Raw genomic sequence first — 22,755 nt, 5'->3', positions numbered from 1 at the left:
CTAGGCCAGGCTGTACAGGGCCGCGGCACGCGCGTGCAGCGCCGTCGTATCGAACAGCGGCACCGCCGCGTCGGCGGGGCCGACCAGCAATCCGATCTCGGTGCAGCCCAGGATCACCGCCTCCGCGCCTTGCGTCTGCAGCCCTGCGATCACCTCGCGGTAGCGCAGCCGCGATGGCGCCAGCACCACGCCCTGGCACAGTTCCTCGTAGATGATGCGGTGCACGTCCTCGCGCGCCGGCGCATCCGGGATCAGCACCTCGAAGCCGCGCCGTTGCAGCCGTTCGCGGTAGAACGCCTGCTCCATGGTGAAGCGCGTGCCGAGCAGGCCGACGCGGACGATGCCGGCGGCCTGCAACGCATCGGCGGTGGCATCGGCGATGTGCAGCAGCGGCAATGGGACCGCAGCGGCGATGACGTCGGCGACGCAGTGCATGGTGTTGGTGCACAGCACCAGGAACTCGGCGCCGCCGGCCTGCAGCGCGCGCGCCGAGGCCGCCAGTGCGGCACCGGCCGCGTCCCAGTCGCCGTCGCGCTGGTACTGCGCGATCTCGTGGAAGTCCACGCTGTGCAGCAGCAGCTTGGCCGAATGCAGTCCGCCCAACTGGGCGCGCACCGTCTCGTTGATGTGCCGGTAGTAGGGGAGGGTGGATTCCCAGCTCATGCCGCCGATCATGCCGATCGTCTTCATCGTGCGTCGCTTGCCGCCGTGTCGAGTGCGCGAGGATGGTAGCGGCATCGGCCGCGTGCGGCGACCGCGCGCGGTGCCTGTGTCGGCGATCGTCGGGACGCCGCGGCGCGACGCGGCGTCCCGCGCACCACTAGGCGTCCAGGGTCGGCGGCGTGCCGGCCCCGGCGCGCGCTGCACGCCGTGCCAGCAGCGCCTCGCGGTGGGCGATGTAGGCGTTGGCGCCGAGGATCACCAGCGCGCCGAGCACGGTGCCGCCGTCCGGCGTCTCGTCGAACAGCCACCAGCCGAACAGCGCCACCAGCGGCAGCTGGGTGAAGCTGATCGGAGTCAGCGCGGAGACTTCGCCAAGGCGCAGCGCATGCGTCCACAGCAACTGGCCGAGGGTGCCGAACAGGCCGGTGGCCAGCAGCCACAGCCAGTCGATGCCGTGCGGCCAGCGCCACACGAACAGCGCCGGCAGCAGCGACATCGGCACCCAGAACGCGTAGGTGTAGAACACCACCGTGTTGGCGGCGTCGACCCGCGCCAGTTGCTTGATCTGGATCGCGACCAGCGCGCTCATCACCGCGGCCAGTACCGCCACCAGGGTGCCGGGGCTGAACGCGGCGGCGCCGGGGCGCACGATCAGCAGCACGCCGGCGAAGCCGCACAGCACCGCGAGCCAGCGCCGCAGGCGCACCGTCTCGCCCAGCCACAGGGCGGCGGCCAGGGTCGCGAACAGCGGGGTGGAGTAGGACAGCGCGATCGCCTGCGACAGCGGCAGGTGGCCGATCGCCCAGAACCCGGCCAGCATCGATACCAGGCCGATCGCGGTGCGCAGCAGGTAACGCGGCAGTTGCGCAGTGCGTGGCAGTGGCCGGCCCGGCCGCAGCAGCATCGGCAACAGGAACAGCAGGCCGAACAGGTTGCGGAAGAAGGCGATCTGCAGCGTGGACAGCTGCGCCGACGCCAGCCGGATCGCGACGACCATCAGCCCGAAGGCCATGGTGCTGGCCAGCATCAGCAGCGCCGCGCGCAGCGGCGTGGGCGCGGCTACCACTGTGCGCCGACGATGCGCGGCTCCGGCTCCAGGATGACGCCGAAGCGCTCGCTCACCGAGGCGGTGATGCGCCGCGCCAGTTCCAGCAGTTCGGCACCGCTGGCCTGGCCGTGGTTGACCAGCACCAGTGCGTGCGCGGCGGACACGCCGGCGTCGCCGTCGCGGTAGCCCTTCCAGCCGCAGGCCTCGATCAGCCACGCCGCCGACAGCTTGCGCTGGCTGTCGTCGTCGCCGGGAAACACCGGCAGCGCCGGGTGTTCGTGCTGCAGCGCCAGCGCCTGTTCCAGCGGCAGCAGCGGGTTCTTGAAGAAGCTGCCGGCGTTGCCGAGCACGTCCGGGTCGGGCAGCTTGCGCCGGCGGATGTTGATCACCGCCTGGGCCACGTCGGGCGCGCCGGGCGTGGCGATGCCCATCGCCTGCAGTTCCTCGCCAATGCCGGCGTAGTCCAGGCGCAGCGCGTGCAGCCGCGGCAGGTTGAACTCCACCGCGGCGATCAGGTAACGGTCGGGCTGGCGCTTGAACAGGCTGTCGCGGTAGCCGAACTCGCAGGCGGCCGCGTCCAGCCGCACGAAGCGCGCGTCGGCGCGGTCGTAGGCCTCGACCACGTGCACGAACTCGCCCATCTGCGCGCCGTAGGCGCCGATGTTCTGGATCGGCGCGGCGCCGACCGTGCCCGGGATCAGCGCCAGGTTCTCCAGGCCGGACAAACCTTGCGCCAGCGACCACATCACCAGGTCGTGCCAGCCCACGCCGGCGCCGGCGCGGACGATGGCGTAGTCGGCGCGGTGTTCCAGGGTGTCGATGCTGCGGTTGGCGAAGCACAGCACCACGCCCGGCGCATCGCCGGCGAACAGCATGTTGCTGCCGCTGCCCAGCGGCAGCAGCGCGGCGCCGGCCAGCTCCGGCGCCAGCAGCGCCTCGGGCAGCGCCTCGGGCGCGAAGATCTGCAGCAGCCACGGCGCCTGCGCGGCGACATGGAAGGTGTTGAGCGCCTGCAGCGGCGCCTGCGCGGTGAGCGACCAGGCCGTCGTGCTCATGGGACGACCACGTCCCCGCGGCTGGGCGCTTCGCGGCGCCGGCGCATCGCCTCCACGCACTCGCCGATCAGCTCCGGCCCGCGGAACACCAGGCCGCTGTAGCACTGCACCAGGGCCGCGCCGGCGGCCATCTTCGCCACCGCGTCGGCACCGGAGAGGATGCCGCCGACGCCGATCAGCGGGATGCTCTCGGGCAGGCGCGCGCGCAAGCGGCGCAGCACCAGGGTGGACTGGCCCAGCAGCGGCGCGCCGGACAGGCCGCCGCTTTCGCCGCCCAGCGGTTCGTGTTCCAGGCCGGGGCGGGCGACGGTGGTGTTGGTGGCGATCACCCCGTCCACCTGCAGGTCCGACAGCACCCGCGCCGCCGCGTCGATGTCGCTGTCGCTCAGGTCCGGCGCCACCTTGACCAGCATCGGCACGCGCTTGCCGTGGCGCGCCGCCAGCGCTTCCTGCGCCTCGCGCAGGCGCGCGATCAGCTGCCGCAGCGCCTGCTCCTCCTGCAGTTCGCGCAGGCCGGCGGTGTTGGGCGAGGAGATGTTGACGGTGACGTAGTCGGACAGCGCATAGACCTTTTCCAGGCAATGCAGGTAGTCGGACGCGGCGTCCTCGTTCGGGGTGTCCTTGTTCTTGCCGATGTTGATGCCGAGCAGGCCGCGCCGGCGCCGCGCACGCTCGACGTTGCGCACCAGCGCGTCCACGCCCAGGTTGTTGAAGCCCATGCGGTTGATCACCGCCTGCTGCCGCGGCAGCCGGAACATGCGCGGCTGCGGATTGCCGGCCTGCGCGCGCGGGGTGACCGTGCCGATCTCGACGAAGCCGAAGCCCAGCGCCAGCAGCGCGTCGATGTGCTCGCCGTTCTTGTCCAGGCCCGCGGCCAGTCCGACCGGATTGGGGAAGTCCAGACCGAAGGCGCGCGTGGGCATCGGTGCGATCGTGCGCGCCAGCAACGGATTGGTGCCGGTGCGGTAGGCCAGTTCGATCGCGCGCAGGCCCAGGGCGTGGGCGCGCTCGGCATCGAAGGCGAACAGAAACGGTCGGGCGAGGGAGTACATGGCGTGGCTCAGTTCAGCGTCCCGGCGAAGGCGCGGGTGCGGTAATGGAACGCGACGACGCCGTCGCGCTGGTGCCGGTCGAACAGCGCGCGCAACGCGTCCAGCATCGGCGCATGCTGCGGGTGGCCGGGCAGCGGCGCGTAGGAGGAGGACAGCAGGCGTCCGCGCAGCGCCTCGAAATCCATGCGCTGCGCGTTGGGGAACTGCGCGGTGCCGCGCAGGCCGGCGCCGAACCAGCGCTGCATGGTGGCATCGTCGTGGTAGCGCTCGGCCACCGCGCTGTAGTCGGTGCCGTACTCCAGCAGCAACTGCTCGTAGCCTTCCAGGAACGGCGTGGCGTCGAGCAGGCGCGAGTTCCAGTACACCAGCGCCAACCCGCCCGGACGCAGCACGCGTGCCCATTCGCGGCGCACCGCCTCCAGGTCGAACCAGTGGAAGGCCTGCGCGGCGCTGACCAGGTCGACGCTGGCATCGGCCAGGGTGGTGGCCTCGGCGCTGCCGTCGATGGCGCGGAAGCCCGGCAGGTCCTGCAGCAGCGCCACTGCGGCCTCGCGCATCGCCGCGTTCGGCTCCACGGCCAGGGTCGGATGCCCAGCCTGCAGGAACAGGCGCGTGGAGATGCCGGTGCCGGCGCCGATGTCGGCGACCAGCGCATCGCGCGCCACGCCCAGCTCGCCGTGCACCCAGTCCAGCAGCGCCGCCGGATAGCTGGGGCGGTAGCGCACGTAATCGGCGACGCGGTCGCTGAAGCGTTCCCGCGGCGCGGCGGCGTCCCGGCTCACGACTGGGTGCTGGCGAACCAGGCCAGCCCGCCGAAGAACAGCACGAAGGCCAGTACCGCCAGCACGGCCAGCACCACTGCGGCCCAGCCCAGGATCAGCCCGCCCACCGCCAGGCCATCGCCCTGGAAGCGCTGCGGCTGGCGGCGGATCTCCGCCCGGGCCAGATGCCCGGTGATGATAGCGCCGAGGCTGCCCAGTACCGGCATCAGGGTCCAGCCGAGGATCCCGGCGACCAGGCTGACCACCGCCAGGGAATTGGTCTCGCGCACCTGACTCATCGCTGTCGCTCCTTGCAGAAGGAAAGGGGCGGCGGCCGCAGGGTGCGGGCCGCCGCGCTCGCCGCGTTACAGATCGAACTTGATGCCCTGCGCCAGCGGCAGCGAGTCGGAGTAGTTGATCGTGTTGGTCTGCCGGCGCATGTACACCTTCCACGCGTCCGAGCCGGATTCGCGGCCGCCGCCGGTGTCCTTCTCGCCGCCGAAGGCGCCGCCGATCTCGGCGCCGGAGGTGCCGATGTTGACGTTGGCGATGCCGCAGTCGCTGCCGGCCGCGGACAGGAACTTCTCCGCCGCCTTCAGGTTCTGGGTGAAGATCGACGAGGACAGGCCCTGCGGCACGCCGTTCTGCATGTCGATGGCCTCGTCCAGGGTGCTGTACTTCATCACGTACAGGATCGGCGCGAAGGTTTCGTGCTGGACCACTTCATCGCTGTTCTTCAGGCCGGTGACGATGGCCGGCAGCACGAAGTTGCCCGGGCGGTCCAGCGCGGTGCCGCCGGTCTCGATGGTGCCGCCGGCGGCCTTGGCCTTGGCGATCGAGTCCAGGAACTGCTCGACCGCGCCGCGGCTGTTCAGCGGGCCCATCAGGTTGGCCGGGTCGGTGGGGTCGCCGATCTTGCCTTCGACCTGCTTGTAGGCCTTGACCAGGGTGGCCAGCACGGTGTCGTAGATCGATTCGTGCACGATCAGCCGGCGCGTGGTGGTGCAGCGCTGGCCGGCGGTGCCGACGGCGCCGAACACGATGCCGGGCACCGCCAGCTTCAGGTCGGCGCTCTCGTCGAGGATGATCGCGTTGTTGCCGCCCAGCTCCAGCAGGCAGCGGCCCAGCCGGCGCGCGCACTTCTCGGCGACGACGCGGCCGACCTGGGTGGAGCCGGTGAAGCTGATCAGCGGGATGCGGGTGTCCTCGACCAGGCGCTCGGACAGGGCCACGCCGGCGTCGTTGATCAGGAAGAAGATGTCCGGGAAGCCGGCGTCGCGCAGCGCCTCGTTGCAGATCTTCATCGACGCGATCGCGGTCAGCGGGGTCTTGTTGGACGGCTTCCAGATGCAGATGTCGCCGCAGATCGCCGCCAGGAACGCGTTCCAGCTCCACACCGCGACCGGGAAGTTGAACGCGCTGATGATGCCGACCAGGCCCAGCGGCTGGTACTGCTCGTACATGCGGTGGCCGGGGCGCTCCGAATGCAGGGTGTAGCCGTACAGCATGCGGCTCTGGCCGACCGCGAAATCGGCGATGTCGATCATCTCCTGCACTTCGCCGTCGCCTTCCGGCTTGCTCTTGCCCATTTCCAGCGCGACCAGCGAGCCCAGCGCGTCCTTGTGCTTGCGCAGCGCCTCGCCGCACAGCCGCACCGCTTCGCCGCGGCGCGGCGCCGGGGTGGTGCGCCAGACCTTGAACGCGGCCTGGGCGCGGGCGATCACCGTTTCGTAGTCCTGCTCGGTGGTGGCCTGGACGTCGGCGATGATGTCGTTCCTCGACGGGTTGAGCGGCTGCAGCACGCCGGCGCCGGTGGCGCTGGACCACTCGCCGTTGCCGAGGTAGGTGCCGGAGTTGGTGGCGGCGAGGCCGAGCGCCTTGAGCAGGTCAGCGGACATGGAATCTCCTGGGTTCGTTGCGACAGGGAAGGCGACCGCAGGCGGGGGACGCGGGACGCGCAGCCGGCAATTTTAGCAGACCGGACGCATCCGGCCGCCGCCGCTGGCGGGGGCGGCCCGCGAGCGCAAAAAACGCGTGGGCATGCCGTAGAATTCCCGCCAGGCCAATGGCCCCGTAGCTCAGCTGGATAGAGCGGTCCCCTCCTAAGGGACAGGTCGTGCGTTCGAATCGCGCCGGGGTCACCATTTCGTGCATGCCATCCGCCGCGACCGCGGCGCCGCCAGAGCGCCATCGCTTCGCCTGTCCATGCATCCTGCGCAGCGGCCGCGATGGTGAATCGCGCATTTTCGGACCTGTCGGCAATAACGTCCTCTACACCTTGTGCCGACGCGCCCTGAGCATCGTCCTGCGTAGGCTGCGTCCGTCGGCCGCTGCGCTTGGCGGCGATTCGCGCCGCGAACTCTAACTTTTGCAGTGCCGATGGACGACGAGGACGGAGTCGCCTCCGCCACGTCCGCCACAAGCGTCCCGCCCGCAACTCCGTGCGGCGGGACGATCGCCGCCGCGCATCGGCGGTCCTGGTCGCCTCGGGCCTGGCGTGATCGCCGGCTTGCCGGCACGCCCGCAGCGATTCCCACCCCTATGCGAAGCAGGAGTCACAGATGAAAACAGCGATGAAGATGGTCCTGGTCGGTTCGATGCTGGCTGCGCTTGCGGCTTGCAAGCGCGACGGCGACCACCCGGCCACCGATCCGAATGCGGCCAACCCGCCAGCAGCGGCCGACGGCAGCCCGGCAGGCGGCAGCACCGCCCCGGCCGGTACCACAAGCGGCGATGCCAGCGGCACCGCGACCGGCACCGAGACCGGGCAGGGCACGATGCAGGGCCAGGACGCGTCACAGGGCGTACCGCCGACCACGACGTCTCCGACCAGCCCGACCACGCCCCAGGATCCCGCCAACCCGGATCCGCAGCAGCAGCCGCCGACCGATCAGAAGCAGCAGTAAGGCTTGCGCAAAACGCGCGGCGCCAGCGGCGTCGCGCGTTCCCTGCGCGCCGACGCGCAGGCCTGCGTGGACGGGGTTGTGGTGCCGCCCGGCACCCCCTGCTTGGCGGCGTTGGCGTCGTCTTTCCTGGCTTGGCGCGATAGTCACTTTTGCAACCGTTTGCCGGGGCCGCAGCGCCGATGCTGCGGTCGCACACGCGGCGCTTGACAGCGCCCCGGCGCATGATGTCCTCTTGCGTCCATGCCTCTGGTCTTCGCCCCTATCGCCATCTCGCTTCCGCGCTCGCTTCGGCACGCGGCGGGCGCTGCTGCGGGCATTACCACCGGTATTACCACCCTCACCATTCGCCCGGTGCGGCCCGTCGTCTTCGTCTGATCGTCGAACACCACGGCCCCGCACCCGGATCAGGATGCGGGGGAATCCCTCAGCCTGATGCGAACGGGGCCTCCACTCCGAGGTCTTCCATGTCGCCCCCCGCCGTCGCTCCTGCTGTCGTCGCTTCGCCTGATTCCGCCGTCGACCCCGCGCTCGCCGCCGCCACTGTCGTGCACAAGTTCGGCGGCACCTCGGTGGCCGATGCCGAACGCTACCGTCATGTCGCGCAACTGCTGTTGGCGCGCCCGGAACGTCTCCAGGTCACCGTCGTCTCGGCGATGAAGGGCGTCACCGATGCGTTGATCGGGCTGGCCGAACTGGCCGCGCGCGGCCACGGCGACTGGCGCGAGCGCTGGCACGAGACCCGTGCCCGCCATCGCGCCGCCGCAGTGGCCTTGCTCGGCGAACATGCCGGCGCCACGGTCGAATGGCTGGACGCGCGCTTCGAACACCTGGCCGAGATCCTCGCCGCGCTGGCGGTGATCGGCGAACTGCCGCGGGAAGTGCTGGACCGCGTGCAGGGGCTGGGCGAGGTGTACTCGGCGCAGCTGCTCGGCGACCACCTGCGTGCGCTGGGCGAGGAGTGCGCGGTGCTGGATGCGCGCGAGGTCTTGGTGGTCGACCGCGGCGAACTGGGCGTGGACGTGGACTGGTCCGCCAGCGCGCAGCGCCTGGCGCAATGGCGCGCGGAGCACCCGCAGCAGCGCATCGTGGTCACCGGCTTCGTCGCCCGCGACCGCGCCGGACGTATCACCACCCTTGGCCGCAACGGCAGCGACTACTCCGGCGCGATCTTCGCCGCACTGTTCGACGCCGCCGAGCTGCACATCTGGACCGATGTCGACGGCGTGCTTTCGGCCGACCCGCGGGTCGTGCCCGAAGCGGTGCAACTGGAAACGCTCAGCTACGACGAAGCCTGCGAACTGGCCTATTTCGGCGCCAAGGTGGTGCACCCGCAGACCATGTCGCCGGCGATCGAGCGCGGCCTGCCGATCATCATCCGCAACACCTTCCAGCCCGAGCACCCGGGCACCCGCATCACCGCCAGCAGCGCCACCAGCGGCCCGATCAAGGGGCTGACGCTGAGCCCGGACCTGGCCGTGCTCAACCTCGAAGGCACCGGCCTGATCGGCGTGCCCGGCACCGCCGAGCGCGTGTTCGCCGCACTGCGCAACGCGCGGGTGTCGGTGGTGATGATCTCGCAGGGGTCGTCCGAACATTCCATCTGCTGCGTGGTGCGGCAGAACGAGGCCGAGCGCGCGCGCGACGCGGTGCTCTCCGCGTTCGCCCACGAACTGGTGGTGGGCCAGGTGCAGCGCGTGCAACTGACCACCGGCATCAGTGTGCTGGCCGCGGTCGGCGACGGCATGGCCGGCCAGCCCGGCGTGGCCGCGCGCCTGTTCGAGTCGTTGGGCCGCGCCCAAGTCAATATCCTGGCGATCGCGCAGGGTTCGTCCGAGCGCAACATCTCGGTGGCCATCGACAGCGCCCACGCGACCAAGGCGTTGCGCGCCGCGCATGCCGGTTTCTGGCTGTCGCCGCAGACCTTCTCGGTCGGCGTGATCGGGCCGGGCAACGTCGGTGCGGCGCTGCTGGACCAGTTGCGCGCTGCGCAGCCGCAACTGCTCGCCAAGGCCAACCTCGACCTGCGCCTGCGCGCGGTCGCCTCGCGCAGCACGATGCGCCTGGAGCCGCGCGCCTTCGCCGGCGACTGGCGGCAGGCGCTGGCCGCCGGCCAGCAGCCGACCGACCTGGACGCGTTCACCGCGCACCTGCTGTCGGCGCATCTGCCGCATGCGGTGATCATCGACTGCAGCGGCAGCGCCGACGTCGCCGACCGCTACGCCGGCTGGCTTGCCGCCGGCATCCACGTGGTGACCCCAAACAAACAGGCCGGCGCCGGGCCGCTGCCGCGCTTCCACGCCATCCGCGCCGCGGCCGCCGCCAGCGGCGCGCGCTTCCGCTACGAGGCCACGGTCGGTGCCGGCCTGCCGGTGATCACCACCTTGCGCGACCTGGTCGATACCGGCGACGCCGTTACCGCCATCGAAGGCATCTTCTCCGGCACCCTGGCCTGGCTGTTCAACAAGTACGACGGCAGCGTGCCGTTCGCGCAACTGGTGGCCGAGGCGCGCGGCATGGGCTATACCGAGCCGGACCCCCGCGACGACCTGTCCGGCACCGACGTGGCGCGCAAGCTGGTGATCCTGGCGCGCGAGGCCGGGCACGAGCTGAGCCTGGAGGACGTGGCGGTGGAAAGCCTGGTGCCGGAAGCGTTGCGCCAGGCCAGCGTGGACGATTTCATGGCGCGCCTGCACGAGGTCGATGCGGTGTTCGCGCAGCGCCTGCAGGCGGCCAGGGCGCGCGGCTGCGTGCTGCGCTACGTGGCGCGGCTGGCGCCGGGCCATGCACCCAGCGTGGGCCTGGTGGAGCTGCCGGCCGACCACGCCTTCGCCAACCTGCGCCTGACCGACAACGTGGTGCAGTTCACCACCCGTCGCTACTGCAACAATCCGCTGGTGGTGCAGGGGCCGGGCGCCGGCCCGGAAGTGACCGCCGCCGGCGTGTTCGCCGACCTGCTGCGGGTGGCGGCGGGCGAGGGCGCGCGCCTGTGAGCCGGATGCAGACGCTGACAGCGGGCGCCGTGGGCACGGCCGCGCTGCCGACGCAGGCGCGCGCGTTCGCGCCGGCCTCCGTGGCCAACGTCGCGGTGGGCTTTGACCTGCTCGGCTATGCGGTGGAGGGTGTCGGCGACACGGTGACGGTGCGCCGCATCGACGCGCCGGAGGTGCGCATCGCCGCGATCCGTGGCACCACCGTGGCCTTGCCCTTGGAGGCCGCACGCAACACCGCCGGCGCCGCGTTGATGTCGCTGCGCGAGGCGTTGGCGCTGCCGTTTGGCTTCGAACTGGAGATCGACAAGGGCATCCCACTCAGCTCCGGCATGGGCGGCTCGGCCGCGTCGTGCGTGGCCGCGCTGGTGGCGGCCAATGCCTTGCTTGCCGCGCCGCTGTCGCGCGACGAACTGTATCGCTATGCGCTGGACGGCGAGGCGGTGGCCAGCGGCAGCCGCCATGGCGACAACCTCGGCCCGATGCTGTTGGGCGGCCTGGTGCTGTCGACCCTGGAGCGGCTGGTGCCGGTGCCGGTGCCGAGCGGCTGGCACAGCCTGCTGGTGCATCCGGACGCGACGCTGGAAACCCGCCATGCGCGCGCGGCGCTGGCAGGGGAATACCGGCTCGGCGAGTTCGTGGCGCAGAGCGCGAACCTGGCCCTGGTGCTGGCGGGCTGTCATGCCGGCGACGAGGCGCTGGTGCGCGCCGGCTTGCGCGACGTGCTGATCGAGCCGCGGCGCGCGCCGCTGATCGTCGGCTTCGATGCGGCCAAGGCGGCGGCGCTGGCGGCGGGGGCGATGGGGGCGGGCATTTCCGGCGCTGGTCCGAGCGTGTTCGCCTGGTTCGCCAGCCGTGCCGAGGCCGAGGCCGCGGCACCGGCGGTGCAGGCGGCCTTTGCGGACGCTGGTTTCGGCAGTCAGCACTGGGTGTCGCCGTTGCAGTGTCCGGGTGCGATGTTGCTGTAGTGATGTGTTGGCGCGGCGCGTCGACACCTTTGTTGCTGACGCAAATGCCACTGCCGATATTGTTGCTGTTGCTGTTGCTGTTGCTGTTACCGATTTTGCTTTTGCTGTAGCTGTAGCTGTAGCTGTTGCTGTTGCTCTGGTTGTTGCTCTTGCTCTTGCTCTTGTTGTTGCTGTTGCCGTACCGGGTTCCCTTCCGAAGCGGCGGCCATCGCGGGGAAATACCCGAAGGGCGGCGTACATGGATGTACGCCGTCCGCGGCAGGGGCAGGGTGCCCCTTCCGCGGATCCCCGTGATGGACGCGGACCCGGAGCGCGCAGCGCGGAGGGCGCGAGGCAGGGCGCGCTTTCTTTTGGTTACTTTTCTTTGCGCGAGCAAAGAAAAGTAACTCGCCCGTAAGGGCGAAAGCCTTTGCTTTCGCTTGAGATTTTCGTGTCGGACGAAAAAGAACCGTAGGAGCGGCCGTCGCAGCGCCCATCTGCTTCATGACGCGGGACGATCGCCTGGCGCCTGGCGCCCTCGACCACACCCCAGCATCGACGCCCGCGAGTACAGCCACTACCATCGGACGCATCGCCGCCGCCGCCGCTTCCATGTCCGAGTCCCCGCGTCCCCCTCGCGCACGCCGCACTGCGCGCACCGCCACCGTCCCCACCCCGCCCGAGCGCGGCCTGGCCGCGGAACTGATGCGGCGCATCGGCGAATGCGAAGGCGATCCGAACTTCATGACCTCGCTGGCGCGCGGCCTGGCCGTGCTCAGCGCCTTCGGCCAGCACAGCCGCGACGTCAGCATGGCCCAGCTCAGCGCCGATACCGGCATCCCGCGCGCGGCGGTGCGGCGCGTGCTGTACACGCTGGAGAAGCTCGGCTACGCCGGCACCCACGGCCGCGGCTACGTGCTGCTGCCGCGTGCGCTGGGCATCGGCAGCGGCTACCTGTCCACCGCCGCGCTGTCGGTAGCGGCGCAACCGGTGCTGGACGCGCTGCGCGACACCCTGCACGAGTCCTGCTCGCTGGGCGTGCTCGACGGCGACGACCTGCTGTACGTGGCGCGTGCGGAGACCGTGCGGATCATGTCGATCGGCCTGCGCGCCGGCAGCCGCCTGCCGGCGTACTGCACCTCGATGGGCCGGGTGTTGCTGGCGGCGCAGCCCGGCGACACCTTGAACAGCTATCTGGAGCGCAATCCGCTGCGCCCGCGCACCGAGCGCACCGTTACCGACCGCGCGCAGTTCCAGGCCCTGCTCGAGCGCGTGCAGCGCGACGGCTACGCGGTGGTGGACCAGGAACTGGAGATCGGCCTGCGCTCGGTGGCGGTGCCGGTGCGCAATCGCCAGGACCGCGTGGTCGCCGCGCTCAACGTCGGCAGTTCGGTGGCGCGGATGACCCTGGGCAGCCTGCAGAGCACGGTGCTGCCGGCGCTGCGGCATGCGGCGCAGCAGTTGAGTCGGGTGCTGGACTGAGCGACGCGGACGCGGCACCGACCCGCCGCGTTGCCCACCAGAACAGCAACGCCAGCAGGCTGACCGCCGCCCCCAAGCGACACACGCCGGCCCACCCGGCCTGCGCGTAGGTGGCGGTCGTCGTGATCGCGCCCAGTCCGCTGCCCGCCGCGTAGAACAGCATGTACAGACCGATCAGCCTGCCGTGCGCCTGCGGCCGGCGACGCAGGATCATGCTCTGGCTGGTGACGTGCAGCGCCTGCCCGGCCAGGTCGAGCAGGACGATTCCCAGCACCAGCGCGGCGAGCGACTGCGGCAGCCACGACAACGGCCACCATGCCAGCACCAGCACCACCAGCGCCACGGCACTGGTGCGCTGGGCATGGCCGCGGTCGGCCCAGTGCCCGGCGCGTGCGGCCGCCAGCGCACCGACCGCGCCGACCAGGCCAAAGGCGCCGATGGCGAGGTGCGAGAACGCATGGGGCGGCGCCCGCAGCGGCAACACCAGCGCGCTCCAGAAGATGTTGAACGCCGCGAACATCAGCAGCGCCAGTACGCCGCGGACCTGCAGCACGCGCTCCTGCCGCAGCAGCGTCAGCATGGACACGATCAGACGCGGATAGGGCAGCGGCTGCGGCGGCACCGGCAGCGCCGGCAACCAGCGCCACAGCGGCAACGCGAGCGCCAGCATCAGCACCGCGGCGCCCGCATAGACCCCGCGCCAGCCGGCCAGCTCGCTGACCCCGCCGGCGAACACCCGCGCCAGCAACAGGCCGATGAACACACCGCCCTGCGCCGCACCGACCACCCGCCCCTGCTGCTGCGGCGCCGCGGCACTGGCGGCATAGGCGATCAGGCCCTGGGTCATCGCCGTGCCCAGCATGCCGACAGCGAGCATGCCGGCCAGCAACACCGGCGCCGACCGCGCCACGCTCACCGCGACCAGCGCCGCGACCAGCCCCAGCGCCTGCACCGCCATCAGGCGACGACGCTCCACCAGGTCGCCCAGCGGCACCAGCAAAAGCAAGGCCAGCGCGCAACCGACTTGGGCGGCGCTGACCACGCCGCCCACCGCCGCCGGGCGAATGCCGAAATCCGCTGCCAGCGCATCCAGCAGCGGCTGCGCGTAATAGACGTTGGCCACGCTCAGGCCGCTGGCGATGGCGAACAGCCAGACCAGGCGACGCGGCATGGCGGGCGCAGCGGTGACGGGTTGCATGATCGACGGCTCGCCTGTTCTGGTTTCAAAACGAAACTTGTTTCAGGCTAGGCCGATAGGTTTTAAAATGCAACCACTGCCGCCGAGCGCCTTCCAGGAACGCCGATGCCGCCCCGCCCTGCCCTGCCCGCGTCGCCCTGCCCGGTGGCGCGCAGCGCCGACCTGATCGGCGACCGCTGGTCGCTGCTGATCGTGCGTGACGCGTTCGATGGCGTGCGCCGCTTCGGCGACTTCCAGCGCAGCCTGGGCATGGCCCGCAACATCCTGGCCGACCGGCTGCGCAAGCTGGTCGAGGCCGGCATCCTGGAGACGCGCGAGGCGTCCGACGGCAGCGCCTACCGCGAGTACGCGCTGAGCGCCAAGGGCGAGGATCTGTTCGCAGTGGTGCTGGCGCTGCGGCAATGGGGCGAACGGCATCTGTTCGACCACGGCGAGCGCCATTCGGTACTGATCGACACGCGCAACGGCAAGCCGGTCGCACGCATGCTGCCGCGCGCCGCCGATGGCACGCGGCTGAGTCCGGCGGTCACCGAAGTGCGCAAGGTGCGCTGAGCGGAGCGCTAAGTGCGCTAGGCGGCGCCCTCGGCCGCCTGCTCGGCCAGGATCGGCGCGGCCAGGGCGAAGGCGTGGTTGGCCGCCGGCACGCCGCAATAGATCGCCGCCTGCAGCAGCACTTCCTTGATCTCGTCGGCGCTGACGCCGTTGTTGCGCGCGGCGCGCACGTGCAGCTTGAACTCCTCGTCGTGGCCGCGCGCGACCATCATCGCCAGGGTCAGCAGCGAGCGCGTGTGCCGCGGCAGGCCCTCGCGGGTCCATACCGTGCCCCAGGCGGTGCGGGTGATGAAGTCCTGGAATTCCTCGGTGAACGGCGTGCGCGCGGCCAGCGAGCGGTCGACGTGGGCATCGCCGAGCACCGCGCGGCGCACCTGCAGGCCGGCGGCGTAGCGTTCGTTCTCGTCCATCGGGTCGACTCCTGAAACGTGGGGAAAAGGCAGGCGCGTTACTGCAGCAGGAAGCGCAGCAGCGCGTCGTTGAAGGCGTGCGGCGACTCGACGTTGCACAGGTGGCGGCCGTGCACCTCGGCATAGCCACCTTTCGCCACCTGCGCGGCGATGACCTGCAACTCGGCCGGCGGACACACCGGATCGTCGTGCCCGGCCACGGCCAGCACCGGCACGCCGATCTCGCCCAGGCGCGCGCGGAAGTCGGCCTCGGCCAGCGCCTGGCAGCAGCCGATGTAGGCCTGCGCATCGGTGGCGCGGAAGCTGTCCAGGATCGTCTCGACCGTGGCCGGCTGCGCCTCGGCGAGGGCCGGCGTGAACCAGCGCGTGCGGGTGCTTTCGCACAGCGGCGCCAGGCCTTCGGCGCGCACTTGCTCGATGCGCGCCTGCCAGCTCTCGGCGCTGCCGATTTTGGCCGCGGTGGCGCACAGGGTGAGGCTGAGCAGGCGCTCGCCCGCGTGCAGACCCAGCCACTGCCCGGTCAGCCCGCCGATCGACAGGCCGCAGAAATGGCTGCGCTCGATCGGCAATGCATCCCAGAGCGCCAGCACGTCGCCGCCGAGGTCGGCCATGGCGTACGGCGCCGGCGCGGCGGTGGAGGCGCCGTGGCCGCGGCGGTCGTAGCGCAGCACGCGGAAATGCGGCGCCAGCGCGGCGATCTGCGCGTCCCACATGTGCAGGTCGGTGCCGAGCGAATTGCACAGGGTCAGCCACGGACGGCCTTCGCTGCCGTCGATGCGGTAATGCAGACGATGCGTGGGCAGGTCGAGGATCGGCATGGGCGGAACTCGCTGGGAAGAGGGAAGGGGCCGTCGCAACTCGGAACCGCGCGGCACCGCAAGTCTAGAACGTGGCGCCGACGCTGCGGCAGACAGGCACGGCGCGACGGCTCACGCGCGCGCCTGCGCGGCAAGCACGCGCTCGATCCACACCGTGGCCATGCCGCGCCAGCTGTCGCTGGCGAACAGCGCATCCAGATCCGCCGGCGCCAGCACCGCGCTCACCTGCGGCTCCTCGGCCAGCACCGCGCGCAGGTGCTGCTGCGTGGCCAGCGCGCGGCGCACCGCGGTTTCCACCAGCGCGTGCGCGGCGGCCTTGCCCAGATGCGTGGCCAGGGTCACCGCCACCGCCTCGGCGTAGAGCAGGCCGCCGTGGCTGTCCAGATGCGCGGCCATGCGCGCGCGGTCCAGTTCCAGGCCCTCGATCAGCACGCGCACCTGGGCCAGGCTGCCGGCGCTCAGGCGCACCAGCTCCGGCAGGGTTTCCCATTCGGCATGCCAGCCGCCGACCGCGCGCTCGTGTTCCTGCGGCAGCGCCGCGAACAGGGTCGCCAGCAGGCCCGGCGCGCGCGTGGCCGCGGCGATCGCGACCACGCAGCCGACCGGATTGCGCTTGTGCGGCATCGCCGAGGAGCCGCCCTTGCCCGCCGCCGCCGGTTCGAACGCCTCGGCCACTTCCGACTGCATCAGCAGCGCCACGTCGCGGCCGATCTTGCCGAGGCTGCCGGCCAGCAGCGCGAACGCCGCGCCGATCTCGCCGATGCGGTCGCGCGCCGCGTGCCAGGGCAGCGCCGGTAGCGGCAGCCGCAATTCCTCGGCCAGCGCCTCGGCCACGGCCAGGCCCTGCGACTGCAGCGCGGCCAGGGTGCCGGCGGCGCCGCCGAACTGCAGCACCAGCGCATCCTCGCTCAGCGCCTGCAGACGCCGGCGACTGCGCTGCAACGCGTCCAGCCAGCCGGCGGCCTTCAGCCCGAAGGTCACCGGCACCGCCTGCTGCAACAGCGTGCGTCCGGGCAGGCCGGTGTCGTGCTCGCGCTGCGCCAACGCCGCCAGCGCCGCGCACAGCGCGTCCAGTTGCGCCTCCACGCGGTCGAGCGCGGCGCGCAGTTGCAGCACCGCGCCGCTGTCGATGATGTCCTGGCTGGTCGCGCCCCAGTGCACCCAGCGCGCGGCCTCCTCATCGGCGGCGGCGACTTGCGCGGTCAGCGCCTTCACCAGCGGGATCGCCGGATTGCCGGCCAGCGCGGTGGCGGTGGCGAGCGCGGCCAGGTCGTAGCGTGCGGCATCGCAGGCCGCGGCGATCGGCGCCACCGCGCTGGCCGGGATCACCCCGCAGCGTGCCTGCGCGCGCGCCAGTGCCGCTTCCACGTCGAGCATGGCCTGCAGGCGGGCGCGATCGTCGAACGCGGCATCGACGATCGGATCGCCGAACAAGGGGCGCAACAGGGACTCGGACACGCTCATCGGTTCGTACACGGTGAAGAGGTCAGGCAGGGTAACCGTTGCGGCCTGTGCGGAATGTCTGGCGTGCTCAGTAGCGGAAGAACACGGTCTCGTGCTCGCCCTGCATGCGCACGTCCCACTCGTAGCGGTTGGGCGCCTGCGGTTGCGCGATCAGGGTGGCACGGCGCTCGGCCGGCACCTGTGCCAGGATCGCGTCGCCATCCAGGTCGTCGTCGCCGAAGTACAGCCGGGTCGGCGCGGCGCGCAGCAGGCCGCGCATGAACACCAGCACCACCAGGTGCGGCGCCTGCAGCCCCTTGGGCCCGGCGACGCGGCCGGGCTTGACCGTGCGGAACGCGAAGCGGCCCTGCGCGTCGGTCGGCACCCGGCCCCAGCCGTGGAAGGCCGGATCGTGCTCGCCGCGGCGCGGATCGGCGGCATGGTCGTAGATGCCGGCGGCGTCGGCCTGCCAGATCTCCAGCAGCGCATCGCCGACCGGCGCGCCGTGGCCGTCGAACACGCTGCCCACGATCTCCACGTGGGTGCCCTGCGCCTGCGCCGGCGCGATCTCGGTGCGGTACAGCGGCTCCAGCCCGATCCGGTAGTAGGGGCCGACCGTCTGCGACGGGGTTGCCTGGAAACTCATCGCCTCACTCCCAAGGGGTCTGCTTGCGTCCACGCAGGACGATGTCGAACCGGTAGCCCAGCGCGAACTCGTTGGCGGTGTTCTCCCAGTCGAACGTGGAGACCATGCGCTCGCGCGCCTTGGGATCCTCCACGCAGTTGAAGATCGGGTCGAACGCCAGCAGCGGATCGCCGGGGAAGTACATCTGCGTGACCAGGCGCTGGCCGATGCCGTCGCCGTGCAGCGAGAAGTGGATGTGCGCCGGGCGCCATGCGTTGTAGTGGTTGCGCCACGGATACGCGCCCGGCTTGATGGTGGTGAAGCGGTAACGGCCGTGATCGTCGGTCAGCACCTGGCCGGTGCCGGTGAAGTTGGGATCCAGCGGCGCGTCGTGCTGGTCGCCGGCATGCAGGTAGCGGCCGGCGGCATTGCACTGCCAGACCTCGACCACGCTGTTGCGCACCGGCTTGCCGTTCTCGTCGAGCAGGCGTCCGCTGACGATGATGCGCTCGCCGAGCGGCGCGCCGGGGAAGCCGGCGGTGAGATCGGCGGCGTGCGCGCCCAGGGTGGTGTGGTCCAGGGTTGGGCCGGTGGCCTCGGACAGGGTCAGCGGGATCGCGATCGGATCGCGGGTCGGGCCGCGCGCGCCGGTCGAGGCATAGGGCGGGTGCAGATAGGCCGGTTGCGTGCCCGGGTAGGGGCGGCGATAGCCGAGCAGGGGATCGATGGGGATGTCGTCGCGCATCGTGCGGTCTCGCTGGCTCCGCGCGGAGCCGGTTGGCTGGAAGAATGATGCAGGCGTGCGGGGCGCAGCGTCGATGGGGCGAACGGCTACAGCCGCTCGATCGCCAACGCCACGCCCTGGCCGACGCCCACGCACATGGTCGCGAGCCCGCGGCGGCCACCCGTGGCCTCGAGTTGGCGCAGCAGGGTCAGCACGAGGCGCGCGCCGCTCATGCCCAGCGGATGGCCGAGCGCGATCGCGCCGCCATTGGCGTTGACGTAGGTGGCATCGTCGGCGACGCCGAGTTCGCGCAGGCAGGCCAGGCCCTGCGCGGCGAAGGCTTCGTTGAGTTCGATCGCATCGAAATCGCCGATGGACAGCCCCAGCCGCGCCAGCAGCTTGCGCGTGGCCGGCACCGGGCCGATGCCCATGTAGGCCGGCTCCACGCCGGCGCTGGCGAAGCCCAGCACGCGGGCGCGCGGGGTCAGGCCCAGCGCCTGCACCTGCGCTGCGCTGGCCAGCAGCAGCGCCGCGGCGCCGTCGTTGATGCCCGAGGCGTTGCCGGCGGTGACCGTGCCCGGCTGGCGGAAGATCGGCTTGAGCCTGGCCAGCGCCTCGGGCGTGGTATCGGCGCGAGGATGCTCGTCGACGCCGACCTCGATGGTCTCGCCGCGCTTCCTGCCCGGGGCGGTCACCGGCACGATCTCGCCGTCGAAGAAACCGGCCGCCTGCGCTGCCGCAGTGCGCTGCTGGCTGCGCAGCGCGAAGGCGTCCTGGTCCTCGCGCGAGATGTCGTAGCGCGCGGCCACGTTCTCGGCGGTCTCGCCCATCAGGTCCACGCCATAGAGCTGCTGCATCTTCGGATTGACGAAGCGCCAGCCCATGGTGGTGTCCTCGAGCTGCTGGTTGCGGGCGAAGGCGCTCTCCGCCTTGCCCATCACCCATGGCGCACGGGACATCGACTCCACGCCGCCGGCGATGGCCAGACCGAGTTCGCCGGCGCGCAGCGCACGCGCCACCGTGCCGACCGCATCCAGGCCCGACCCGCACAGGCGGTTGAGCGTGCTGCCCGGCACGCTGCTCGGCAGCCCGGCCAGCAGCAGGCTCATGCGCGCGACGTTGCGGTTGTCCTCGCCGGCCTGGTTGGCGCAGCCCAGGTAGACGTCGTCGATCTGTGCCGGATCCAGTTGCGGATGCCGCGCCAGCAGCGCCTGCAGCGGTACCGCACCGAGATCGTCCGCACGCACCCCGGCCAGGGCGCCGCCGTAGCGGCCGATCGGCGTGCGGATGCCGTCGATGATGTAGGCCTCGTTCATGCCGCCTCCGTGGAATCGGCCAGGGTCAGCGCCAGCCCGGTGGCCTGGCGCAGGTCGTCCAGGCTCACGCCCTCGACCAGTTCGAGCACGCGCGCGCCGTCCGGCCCGAGCGCGAACACGCCCAGGTCGGTGTACACCCGCGACACGCAGCGCAGCCCGGTCAACGGATAGCTGCAGGCCTTCACCAGCTTGGGCTCGCCGCGCTTGGTCAGCAGCTCCATCATCACGTAGACCTGCTTGGCGCCGATCGCCAAGTCCATCGCGCCGCCGACCGCAGGGATGGCATCGGCCGCGCCGGTACTCCAGTTGGCCAGGTCGCCGTGCACCGACACCTGGAACGCGCCGAGCACGCACACGTCCAGGCGCCCGCTGCGCATCATCGCGAACGAGTCGGCGTGGTGGAAATAGCAGCCGCCGGTCAGCAGCGTCACCGGCTGCTTGCCGGCGTTGATCAGGTCCAGGTCCTCCTGCCCCGGCGGCGGCGCCGGCCCCATGCCGAGCAGGCCGTTCTCGCTGTGCAGGAAGATCTCCTTGTCCTCCGGCAGGAAGTTTGCCACCGCGGTCGGCAGGCCGATGCCCAGGTTGACGTAGGCGCCCTCGGGGATGTCGCGCGCCACCCGTGCGGCCAGCGCGTTGCGGTCGATGCCGCGGCCGGTCAGTGCGTGCATGCGCCCTCCTGTGCGGTGGCCACCGCCACCACGCGTTGCACGAAGATGCCCGGCGTCACCACCGCTTCCGGATCCAGCGCGCCGAGTTCCACCACTTTCTCCACCTGCACGATCGCGCAGGTCGCGGCCATCGCCATCAGCGGGCCGAAGTTGCGCGCGGTCTTGCGGTACACCAGGTTGCCCCAGCGGTCGCCGTGGTGCGCCTTGATCAGCGCGAAATCGGCGCGGATCGGATATTCCAGCACGTAGTGGCGGCCGTCGATCTCGCGGGTCTCCTTGCCGGCGGCCAGCTCGGTGCCGTAGCCAGTGGGGGTGAAGATCGCGCCCAGGCCGTTGCCGGCGGCATGGATGCGCGCGGCCAGGTTGCCCTGCGGCACCAGCTCCAGCTCCAGCTCGCCGGCGCGGTAGGCCGCGTCGAAGTGCTGCGAGTCGCTCTGCCGCGGGAACGAGCACACGATCTTGCGCACGCGCTTGTGCTTGATCAGCGCGGCCAGCCCGGTCTCGCCGTTGCCAGCGTTGTTGTTGACGATGGTCAGCTCGCGCGCGCCCTGCGCGATCAGCGCATCGATCAGCGCATCGGGCATGCCCGCGGTGCCGAAGCCGCCGATCATCACCGTGGCGCCATCGTGGATGTCGGCCACTGCGTCGGCGCACGAAGCCAGGGTCTTGTCGATCATCGGCGCCGCTCCGCCGTCGCCGGCCGGGGGCGCAGCGCACGGCGGCGCAGGCGCATTACAAGGTCTGCCACGACATCCTCCTCCAGGTCGCTCCGGGAGGCCACGTTAGGCCGGCACTGGCGGGCGGTCAATCCGATTATCGGATGCATAGTTCGATAAACGAACAATTTAACGCCATGACAACGGCGCGCCATCTCGCCCTGTTGTATACATTCCACCGTCGCCCGCATCAGGCGACGGCGCGGTGGCAGCGCGAATGCGCCACCGGCCCGCAACACGCAAGGATCTTCCCCAGCCTGTTGTATACACAATCGAGGTCGCCGCCATGCAGTCGTCCACTCCGGCATTTCCGCTCAATGCCTGGTACGCCATCGCCTGGGATCACGAGGTCAAGCACGCGCTGCTGCCGCGCAAGGTGTGCAATCTGGACATCGTGCTGTACCGCACCAGCAGCGGCCGCGTCGCCGCGCTCGAGGATGCCTGCTGGCACCGCCTGGTGCCGCTGTCGATGGGCCGGCTGCGCGGCGACGACGTGGTCTGCGGCTACCACGGCCTGGTCTACGACGCGAACGGGCGCTGCGTGCACATGCCCTCGCAGGACACCATCAATCCGTCCGCCTGCGTGCGCCGCTTCCCCACCGTGGAACGGCACCGCTACGTCTGGGTGTGGCCGGGCGACGCGGCGCTGGCCGACCCCGCGCTGGTGCCGGACTTGCACTGGAACGACGACCCGGCCTGGGCCGGCGACGGCCGCACCATCCACGTCAAGTGCGATTACCGGCTGGTGCTGGACAACCTGATGGACCTGACCCACGAGACCTTCGTGCACGGCTCCAGCATCGGCCAGGACGAGGTCGCCGAGGCGCCGTTCGACGTGGTCCACGGCGAACGCAGCACGGTGGTCTCGCGCTGGATGCTCGACATCGACCCGCCGCCGTTCTGGGCCTGGCAGATCGAGCACGCGCACGGCTACCGCGGCAAGGTCGACCGCTGGCAGATCATTCGCTTCGAGGCGCCCTGCACCATCGCCATCGACGTCGGCGTGGCGGTAGCCGGCAGCGGCGCGCCGCAGGGCGATCGCTCGCGCGGGGTCAACGGCTACGTGCTCAACACCATCACCCCGGAAACCGATCGCACCTGCCATTACTTCTGGGCATTCGCGCGCAACCATTCGCTGCACGAGCAGTCAATCACCACGCGCCTGCGCGATGGCGTCAGCGGCGTGTTCGGCGAGGACGAGCTGATCCTGGAAGCGCAGCAGCGCGCCATCGACGCGCACCCGGACCACGTGTTCTACAACCTCAACGTCGATGCCGGCGGCATGTGGGCGCGGCGCCTGATCGAGCGCATGGTCGCCGCCGAGCAGCGCAACCAGGACCTGCAGCTGCGCATGGTCGGCTGAGCCCGCCGCACCACACAGGAG

At 71.1% G+C, this 22,755-nt stretch carries 22 protein-coding genes and 1 tRNA gene; 7 read left to right on the top strand and 16 right to left on the bottom strand.

From position 1 onward, the window contains the following. The 7 genes from PIQ37_RS09345 to amaB all read right to left on the bottom strand — a co-directional run bounded on the left by PIQ37_RS09345 (position 1) and on the right by amaB (position 6,477). The gene (locus PIQ37_RS09345; RefSeq protein ID WP_407136480.1) at positions 1 to 738 is read right to left on the bottom strand and encodes an aspartate/glutamate racemase family protein; all 738 of its coding nucleotides are present in this window, start codon (positions 736 to 738) and stop codon (positions 1 to 3) included. Between the two features lie 82 nt (positions 739 to 820). Continuing rightward, positions 821 to 1,729 carry a DMT family transporter gene (locus PIQ37_RS09340; protein ID WP_342073242.1) on the bottom strand — a complete coding sequence of 303 codons (909 nt, stop codon included), beginning with the start codon at positions 1,727 to 1,729 and terminating at the stop codon, positions 821 to 823. After that, entirely contained in the window at positions 1,723 to 2,766 is a 1,044-nt protein-coding gene (murB, locus tag PIQ37_RS09335) for a UDP-N-acetylmuramate dehydrogenase (protein ID WP_267117224.1), read from the bottom strand. Before murB ends, PIQ37_RS09340 begins: the two co-directional genes overlap by 7 nt. Continuing rightward, positions 2,763 to 3,818 carry a quinone-dependent dihydroorotate dehydrogenase gene (locus tag PIQ37_RS09330; RefSeq protein WP_043091899.1) on the bottom strand — a complete coding sequence of 352 codons (1,056 nt, stop codon included), beginning with the start codon at positions 3,816 to 3,818 and terminating at the stop codon, positions 2,763 to 2,765. The genes murB and PIQ37_RS09330 overlap by 4 nt, the downstream gene beginning before the upstream one ends. A gap of 8 nt (positions 3,819 to 3,826) precedes the next feature. After that, entirely contained in the window at positions 3,827 to 4,600 is a 774-nt protein-coding gene (locus PIQ37_RS09325) for a class I SAM-dependent methyltransferase (RefSeq protein WP_152236844.1), read from the bottom strand. Beyond that, on the bottom strand, positions 4,597 to 4,878 hold the full coding sequence (locus PIQ37_RS09320; RefSeq protein ID WP_017913403.1) for a DUF4190 domain-containing protein: 282 nt from the start codon (positions 4,876 to 4,878) through the stop codon (positions 4,597 to 4,599). Before PIQ37_RS09320 ends, PIQ37_RS09325 begins: the two co-directional genes overlap by 4 nt. 66 nt (positions 4,879 to 4,944) lie before the next feature. Continuing rightward, the gene (gene amaB / locus PIQ37_RS09315) at positions 4,945 to 6,477 is read right to left on the bottom strand and encodes an L-piperidine-6-carboxylate dehydrogenase (protein WP_342073241.1); all 1,533 of its coding nucleotides are present in this window, start codon (positions 6,475 to 6,477) and stop codon (positions 4,945 to 4,947) included. A 169-nt stretch (positions 6,478 to 6,646) separates the two neighbouring features. Between amaB and PIQ37_RS09310 the strand changes: the two genes are divergently transcribed. The 5 genes from PIQ37_RS09310 (at position 6,647) to PIQ37_RS09290 (ending at position 12,901) form a co-directional block, all read left to right on the top strand. Then, positions 6,647 to 6,723, top strand: a tRNA-Arg gene (locus PIQ37_RS09310). Between the two features lie 417 nt (positions 6,724 to 7,140). Further along, positions 7,141 to 7,485: a hypothetical protein gene (locus tag PIQ37_RS09305; RefSeq protein ID WP_342073240.1), complete on the top strand. Its 345-nt coding sequence runs from the start codon at positions 7,141 to 7,143 to the stop codon at positions 7,483 to 7,485. A 464-nt stretch (positions 7,486 to 7,949) separates the two neighbouring features. Continuing rightward, a complete protein-coding gene (gene thrA / locus PIQ37_RS09300) occupies positions 7,950 to 10,475 on the top strand; it encodes a bifunctional aspartate kinase/homoserine dehydrogenase I (RefSeq protein WP_342073239.1) in 2,526 nt (841 codons plus the stop codon). A 5-nt stretch (positions 10,476 to 10,480) separates the two neighbouring features. Then, complete coding sequence (locus tag PIQ37_RS09295) at positions 10,481 to 11,440, top strand: homoserine kinase (protein ID WP_342073238.1); 960 nt, start codon at positions 10,481 to 10,483, stop codon at positions 11,438 to 11,440. Between the two features lie 591 nt (positions 11,441 to 12,031). Further along, positions 12,032 to 12,901 (top strand): IclR family transcriptional regulator domain-containing protein, encoded by an 870-nt coding sequence (locus PIQ37_RS09290; protein ID WP_342073237.1) that lies wholly within the window; start codon positions 12,032 to 12,034, stop codon positions 12,899 to 12,901. Here the strand turns inward: PIQ37_RS09290 and PIQ37_RS09285 are convergent. Continuing rightward, on the bottom strand, positions 12,795 to 14,099 hold the full coding sequence (locus PIQ37_RS09285) for an MFS transporter (protein WP_342073236.1): 1,305 nt from the start codon (positions 14,097 to 14,099) through the stop codon (positions 12,795 to 12,797). The two genes, PIQ37_RS09290 and PIQ37_RS09285, sit on opposite strands and share 107 nt — an antisense overlap. Before the next feature lie 105 nt (positions 14,100 to 14,204). Between PIQ37_RS09285 and PIQ37_RS09280 the strand changes: the two genes are divergently transcribed. Next, positions 14,205 to 14,651, top strand: coding sequence for a winged helix-turn-helix transcriptional regulator (locus PIQ37_RS09280; protein ID WP_152182364.1), 447 nt, complete (start codon positions 14,205 to 14,207; stop codon positions 14,649 to 14,651). A 17-nt stretch (positions 14,652 to 14,668) separates the two neighbouring features. Here the strand turns inward: PIQ37_RS09280 and pcaC are convergent, their stop codons facing one another. The 8 genes from pcaC to PIQ37_RS09240 all read right to left on the bottom strand — a co-directional run bounded on the left by pcaC (position 14,669) and on the right by PIQ37_RS09240 (position 21,332). Then, positions 14,669 to 15,061, bottom strand: a complete 393-nt coding sequence (gene pcaC, locus PIQ37_RS09275; protein WP_048490650.1) for a 4-carboxymuconolactone decarboxylase — start codon at positions 15,059 to 15,061, stop codon at positions 14,669 to 14,671. Positions 15,062 to 15,099: 38 nt separating this feature from the next. Further along, positions 15,100 to 15,879, bottom strand: coding sequence for a 3-oxoadipate enol-lactonase (gene pcaD / locus PIQ37_RS09270; RefSeq protein WP_342073235.1), 780 nt, complete (start codon positions 15,877 to 15,879; stop codon positions 15,100 to 15,102). A gap of 111 nt (positions 15,880 to 15,990) precedes the next feature. Beyond that, positions 15,991 to 17,343 (bottom strand): 3-carboxy-cis,cis-muconate cycloisomerase, encoded by a 1,353-nt coding sequence (locus tag PIQ37_RS09265; RefSeq protein WP_342073234.1) that lies wholly within the window; start codon positions 17,341 to 17,343, stop codon positions 15,991 to 15,993. 67 nt (positions 17,344 to 17,410) lie between these two features. Next, entirely contained in the window at positions 17,411 to 17,968 is a 558-nt protein-coding gene (gene pcaG, locus PIQ37_RS09260) for a protocatechuate 3,4-dioxygenase subunit alpha (RefSeq protein ID WP_342073233.1), read from the bottom strand. Positions 17,969 to 17,972: 4 nt separating this feature from the next. Further along, on the bottom strand, positions 17,973 to 18,692 hold the full coding sequence (gene pcaH / locus PIQ37_RS09255; RefSeq protein ID WP_342073232.1) for a protocatechuate 3,4-dioxygenase subunit beta: 720 nt from the start codon (positions 18,690 to 18,692) through the stop codon (positions 17,973 to 17,975). An 86-nt stretch (positions 18,693 to 18,778) separates the two neighbouring features. Continuing rightward, positions 18,779 to 19,987: a 3-oxoadipyl-CoA thiolase gene (pcaF, locus tag PIQ37_RS09250; protein ID WP_342073231.1), complete on the bottom strand. Its 1,209-nt coding sequence runs from the start codon at positions 19,985 to 19,987 to the stop codon at positions 18,779 to 18,781. Next, complete coding sequence (locus PIQ37_RS09245) at positions 19,984 to 20,655, bottom strand: 3-oxoacid CoA-transferase subunit B (protein WP_345786442.1); 672 nt, start codon at positions 20,653 to 20,655, stop codon at positions 19,984 to 19,986. Before PIQ37_RS09245 ends, pcaF begins: the two co-directional genes overlap by 4 nt. Next, positions 20,643 to 21,332 carry a 3-oxoacid CoA-transferase subunit A gene (locus tag PIQ37_RS09240; protein WP_017911717.1) on the bottom strand — a complete coding sequence of 230 codons (690 nt, stop codon included), beginning with the start codon at positions 21,330 to 21,332 and terminating at the stop codon, positions 20,643 to 20,645. Before PIQ37_RS09240 ends, PIQ37_RS09245 begins: the two co-directional genes overlap by 13 nt. A gap of 325 nt (positions 21,333 to 21,657) precedes the next feature. Between PIQ37_RS09240 and PIQ37_RS09235 the strand changes: the two genes are divergently transcribed. Beyond that, positions 21,658 to 22,734 (top strand): aromatic ring-hydroxylating dioxygenase subunit alpha, encoded by a 1,077-nt coding sequence (locus PIQ37_RS09235; RefSeq protein ID WP_017916012.1) that lies wholly within the window; start codon positions 21,658 to 21,660, stop codon positions 22,732 to 22,734. Positions 22,735 to 22,755: the final 21 nt, after the last annotated feature.

Origin of the sequence: Xanthomonas protegens, assembly GCF_038442435.1 — a bacterium.
GTDB classification, from domain to species: Bacteria; Pseudomonadota; Gammaproteobacteria; order Xanthomonadales; family Xanthomonadaceae; genus Xanthomonas_A; species Xanthomonas_A sontii.
Note: the sequence above shows the minus strand (reverse complement) of the source record. Positions and strands in the feature narration are given on the sequence as shown.